5 protein-coding genes are annotated in these 5,676 nt (G+C 44.2%); 3 read left to right on the forward strand and 2 right to left on the reverse strand.

The annotated features are described in order from the left end of the window. Positions 1–54 precede the first annotated feature (54 nt). Entirely contained in the window at positions 55–465 is a 411-nt protein-coding gene (locus tag AB4238_RS02085; protein ID WP_372030897.1) for a GNAT family N-acetyltransferase, read from the reverse strand. Positions 466–1,286: 821 nt separating this feature from the next. Here AB4238_RS02085 and AB4238_RS02090 point away from each other — a divergent pair. The 3 genes from AB4238_RS02090 (at position 1,287) to AB4238_RS02100 (ending at position 4,353) form a co-directional block, all read left to right on the forward strand. Next, positions 1,287–3,317 (forward strand): protein-disulfide reductase DsbD family protein, encoded by a 2,031-nt coding sequence (locus AB4238_RS02090; RefSeq protein WP_372030917.1) that lies wholly within the window; start codon positions 1,287–1,289, stop codon positions 3,315–3,317. A 135-nt stretch (positions 3,318–3,452) separates the two neighbouring features. Further along, positions 3,453–3,977, forward strand: a complete 525-nt coding sequence (locus AB4238_RS02095; RefSeq protein ID WP_372030898.1) for a protein disulfide oxidoreductase — start codon at positions 3,453–3,455, stop codon at positions 3,975–3,977. Positions 3,978–4,143: 166 nt separating this feature from the next. After that, positions 4,144–4,353, forward strand: coding sequence for a dodecin (locus AB4238_RS02100; protein WP_020913901.1), 210 nt, complete (start codon positions 4,144–4,146; stop codon positions 4,351–4,353). Positions 4,354–4,392: 39 nt separating this feature from the next. On the opposite strand, the gene queG is transcribed toward AB4238_RS02100, so the two are convergent. After that, positions 4,393–5,592 (reverse strand): tRNA epoxyqueuosine(34) reductase QueG, encoded by a 1,200-nt coding sequence (queG, locus tag AB4238_RS02105; RefSeq protein ID WP_372030900.1) that lies wholly within the window; start codon positions 5,590–5,592, stop codon positions 4,393–4,395. Positions 5,593–5,676: the final 84 nt, after the last annotated feature.

Below are 5,676 nucleotides of genomic sequence, written 5' to 3' on the forward strand. Positions count from 1 at the left end.
TAAATGATCGGCATTACACTTTATAAGTGCCTTTTTTGTTGCTATCAGCAATGGCTACAAAGCTTTAACCATGAAGTATTTACAACCCGTTTCCGGGTATGCTAACTGTGTCCACTTAACCTCATAGCCTCTAGCTTCATAGAAAGGCTTTGCTTGAAAGTTTAGCGTATCTAGAATGGCAAATTTGCAGCCTTTCGCTCGAGCTAGCCGTTCAGCTTCTGCTAATAGTTGGTGGCCTATTTTTTGCCCACGCAGGCTTTCTGATACCCACAAATTATCAATCATTAGCCAGTTGCCAAAGGTTCTTCCAGAAAAGCCAGCCAAAAGCTCACCGGTGTCACTTTCTAGTTTCAGCCCTAGCGGCAGTCTTTCTGATACTTCCCAGTTTTGCCAATTAAACTCAGCAATTTTATCTTCAACGGATTGGGCAAACTCTTTGCTGTTATCGGTAACAAATTGGCTCATTGTTATAGGGTTCCTAGGAGGTTTAGTGCTGAAATTGTATGCTTATGTCGGTACTTTGCAGGCCACTATTTAGACGGTAAATGCCTACAAAAATTATTATTTGTCATTGCTGGTCGGTACTCTAATATATTTTCATCTAGTGATGAACTAAATCCGCTAAAACTCGGTCTTATCCTTTAATTGCTGCTTGATGCCGCTAATCAATGACATACTTGGAGTACATTATCCGCCTTTTTTGCAAAACAGCGAACACTAGAAACTTAATCGTCATGGTTTTTACTATGCTGGTGATTTTGTGTTTGATGCAAAACAGTGGAATATTGCGCAGTTTCAATCAGCTTATTGGCAAAGAAATACCGCAATTAAATTTACAAACTCAGACTGAACTTCAGTCTTTAGAGGAGTTAAGCATACAGTCGTGTGAACTGTCTGAAAAGTCACTCAGGGTTTGTATGGACGAACCCAATTTAAATCTTGTACTGTTGTTGCTGTTTTTTATTCCGCTATTGCCGATCGTTTTTCGCCAATTGTCTCGGGTTCTCGACCTACCAGTATTGCCAAAGCCAAGGCGAATACATCTGTGTTTTTGCCGTTTTCAAGAATAACCTCGCTTATGCATATACAGCTATGATGTTTATCGTTAAATTGAGCTGATATGCGCTTTTGAATTCTTTTACTTTAATTGGTTTACCAATATGGGTAATCCTCTGACACATGCACTGACGGCACAATGACTGGATGCGAGGGCTTCAACTCTTTTTAGCCCCAAGTTATATGTCGCTGCGGAGACGAAATTGAAAATCATTAAACACTTTTTGCTTATGCTTAGCTTGCTACTGTCTAGCTCTGCTTTTTCCCAATCGACTGGCTGGATTGAGAATCCAAATCATCCGCCAGTAACAGCTAAATTCATGCTAACTGGCGAGCTCGATGCCGCCAATCAAACATTACCAGCAGTGTTAGAAGTTAAACTCGATGGTGACTGGAAAACCTACTGGCGTAGTCCAGGGGAGGGGGGCGTTGCTCCCAGTATAAAATGGGATAAATCAGGTAATCTTGCCGATGTCAGTTGGGATTGGCCCGCACCAGAAGCCTTTTCGCTGCTAGGCTTGCAGACATTTGGTTATAAGCATGATGTAGTTTTTCCTATGCTGGTGAAGGTTAAAGATATTAACCAGCCGCTGAAGCTAAAAGGACTACTCACTTTATCCAGTTGCACCAATATCTGTGTGTTAACGGATTACGACATCAATCTAGATATTGACCTTAAAACCATGACTGCGGATCCTGGAGCGATGTTTGCTTACAACAAGGCCAAAGTTAGCGTACCACAGCGTAAAATGTCGGCTGATATCAACCTTGGTTGGGATAATGCAAAGCAGCAACTACAAGTGCTACTTAATGAGGGCAACTGGCAATATCCACAAGTGATTATTGATGGAGAGCCTGATGTCAGTTTTAAGCTTAAGCGTATTGAGACAAATAAAGATGAGCAGGGGAATAAGCAGCTTAACGCTGTGTTTGATGGTAGCAGTTGGTTAGGTAAAACTGATGTTATCGGTAAAAACCTAAATGTGACAGTCATTGAAGCTGACAGCGCCATTGAATATCGTTCTGTTGTGATTGCAGCCGATATTGTGAGCAGCAGCTCGCCGCTATGGGCCATGATGTTGATAGCTTTACTCGGCGGGTTAATTCTCAACGTTATGCCTTGTGTGTTACCTGTTTTAGGGATGAAGTTAAGTGCGGTTGTGGCTGCGCCAGAACTTAATAAAGCGCAAGTAAGGCAGCAGTTTTTAGCATCTGCATTAGGGATCTTGGTTTCATTCTGGTTACTGGCGGCTTTCATTATGAGCCTAAAGCTGACTGGTCAAGCAATTGGCTGGGGCGTACAGTTCCAGAACCCTTGGTTTATCGGCTTTATGGCGTTAGTGACATCGGTGTTTGCGTTAAACATGTTAGGTGCGTTTGAGATCAACCTACCTTCTAGCTTGCAAACTAAGCTTGCGACCAGCGGCGGCAACGACACCCGTGGTCACTTCTTACAAGGCATGTTTGCCACATTATTAGCTACGCCTTGTAGTGCGCCGTTTTTAGGTACTGCTGTGGCCTTTGCACTAGGGGCTGATACGCTAACTCTATTTGTGATATTTACTGCTCTGGCAGTTGGAATGGCGCTGCCATGGTTGCTGGTGGCTGTTACCCCTCAGTTAGCAAGCTATCTTCCAAAACCGGGACGCTGGATGAATATCGTCAAGGTTATCTTCGCCGGTATGTTATTGCTTACTAGCCTGTGGCTCATCAGTTTATTAGCCAATTTTGTCGGGGCAAGCACGCTCTGGATAGTTGCTGGGCTACTGATATTGCTGTTTGTTGTCTTTATGGCGAAAGTGCATGGTTCTGCTGCTGTTATCGCCACCATAAGTATTAGCATTCTACTCAGTGCTGTAACCGCATTTGCGACTTCAGATAGATGGGCTAGCCCGCTACCGACCGATCTTGAATGGACACCATTGCAGCAAACTGACATTCAGGCCAAAGTCGCTAAAGGACAAACGGTGTTTGTCGATGTGACCGCTGATTGGTGCATTACCTGTAAAGCCAACAAAGTCGGTGTCATCTTACAAGATCCTGTGTACAGCCGCTTAAAGCAAGCAGATATAGATCTAGTCATTGGTGACTGGACTAAACCGTCAGCAGCGATAACTGGCTATTTGCAGAGTCATAATCGCTTTGGGGTGCCGTTTAATGTGGTTTATGGACCTAATGCGCCTGATGGGATTGAATTACCGGTCATCCTTACATCAAAGCAAGTGATGGATGCAATCAATCAAGCGTCAGTTCAATTGTAATGGTTTGCTTAAAGCGCTTATTCGCTAGCAGCGACATTTGTGAGAGCCCTGTTATTGAAGGCATTAGTTATTGTGGGATGAGTCCCATTTTAATCGTTTGAAAAGCCGCTTTGAGTGCGCTGGAGGAGCAAAAGGATGGATAAGAAAACACCTTCAAAACCAATACTAGCCAGAGTGCTAAACTGGGCAAAGCAGCTAATGCTGATGCTGGTGGTTTTCACTTTGTTCTCAGCTGCGATTGATCTGTGGCGTAGTCGAGATATTCCAACTGACAATTTACCAGACTTACAAGCTATGACGCTCAATGGCAATAGCGTTGATATTCTCGCTATGAGCTATCAAGAGCCTGTATTGGTTTATTTTTGGGGCACATGGTGTCCTGTATGCAGCTTTGTTAGTCCGTCGGTCGATATTATGGCAAGCCAATACTCGGTGGTTACTGTGGCGATGAACTCCGGTGTAGACGAAAAGCTTAGCCAGTACTTGAAGCACAAGCAGTATGACTTTGCAGTGATTAACGATGAGAAAGGGCAACTATCTCATCATTGGTCGGTCAATGTGACACCGACATTGATGGTGATTAAAGATGGCCAATTGCAGTTCTATACCAGCGGTTTTACTAGCTTGCCGGGTATGTGGTGGCGGATGTTGCTAGCCTAAGTGGCTAAGTCGAATATATGCTAACGAAAAGGTAACCGAATTGGTTACCTTTTCATTTTGGTAGGATGGCTAAACTCAAGGCTATCTTAGATTGCAAAAACCTTCTCTCTCTGGCAGGTGTTCTATACTGGTAAACACAATTGTGTTTACCCTGCTGGAGCTTGTTATGAGTCATACTTACAAGATTATTGAGCTTACTGGTTCTTCGCCTATTAGCTCTGATGAAGCGATTAAGAATGCTATCGCTGCCGCCAATGAATCACTGCAGCATTTAAGGTGGTTTCAGGTAACCGAAACTCGAGGGCATTTAGAAGAGGGAATGATTGCTCATTGGCAGGTAACAGTAAAAGTGGGCTTTACACTCAATCCTAAATAATCGTTTTGCTAAGTCGATTAACAATAAGGTTGAAATGGGTTAGGCGTCACGTGCCAAGCCCTTTTCTACAGTACGGATCACTCGCTGAGTTTTACGGCTAAGCTCGGCTTGTTTAGCGTGTTGTTGTTCAAGTGCCCAGTCGATATGTTCAATTACCACCTCGTCCACTTCCTCAGAGAGCTTTCTCGACTCTAGCGCTGCAATAATCGACGTGTTTGTTGGGGCATTTCCAAGGGCTATAGCGATATTGCGTAACCAGCGTTTGTGACCAATACGGCGAATAGCACTGCCTTCAGTTAATTTCAAGAACTCCTTTTCACTCCATGCGAATAAAGACAGCAACTTGGGTTGCAGTAATGGCTCGCGGGTATGAAAGTCATCCTCATGAGTGATAGGCGCTTGGCTATTAACCGGGCAAACCAGTTGGCAGTCATCACAGCCATAGATACGGTTGCCAATTGCTTGGCGAAACTCAACAGGAATGGCGCCTTGAAGTTCAATCGTAAGGTAAGAGATACAGCGACGTCCATCGACAACATAAGGCTCGACAATCGCATTGGTAGGGCAAGATTTGATGCAGGCAACACAGGTATTGCAATCTGCTTTGACAGGCACATCAACAGGCAGTGGGAGATCGATCAATAGCTCCCCTAAAAAAAACCAACTACCGGCATCCGCATTAAGTAATAAGCTGTGTTTTCCGGTCCAACCAAGCCCGGCTTTATCAGCTAGAGGTCGCTCTAACACGGGAGCGGAGTCAACAAAAGGACGTGAATGAGGTTGGCTAAAGCCTAATTCTTTTAATTCGGCTTCTATCTTATCACCTAATTTCTTTAGGCGATTACGGATCATCTTATGATAATCTCGCCCACCCGCATAACGTGAAATATACGCTAAATTAGGATCTTTTAAGTTAGTTGCAAAGCCGGCATTAGGAGGCAAATAATTCATTCTGGCGCAGATCACGCGCTGCGTTCCCGGAAGCAGCTCTTCAGGTCTGGCACGCATCATGCCGTGGTTAGCCATGTAACTCATCTCACCGTGATAATTATTATCTAACCACTGCTGCAACTTAGGCTCCTCAGCGGTGAGATCTGTGTCGCAAATGCCAATTTGCGCAAAACCAAGCGCTTGCCCCCAAATTTTTATTTGCTCAGCCAGTTGACGTAGTGTTGCGGGCGGTAACTGGGTTATAGGAACAAGCTCTGAATTGGGCATAGATCTACAAGCATTAGACATTGACCGCTAATAATAACAGTATTTGCAGCTGAGCTGTAATCTTCACCCGAAAAAGCAGGATGCCTGCTCTAATTTAGCTCTAAT

This window comes from Shewanella sp. 10N.286.45.A1, from assembly GCF_041470405.1.
Classification (GTDB): Bacteria; Pseudomonadota; Gammaproteobacteria; order Enterobacterales; family Shewanellaceae; genus Shewanella.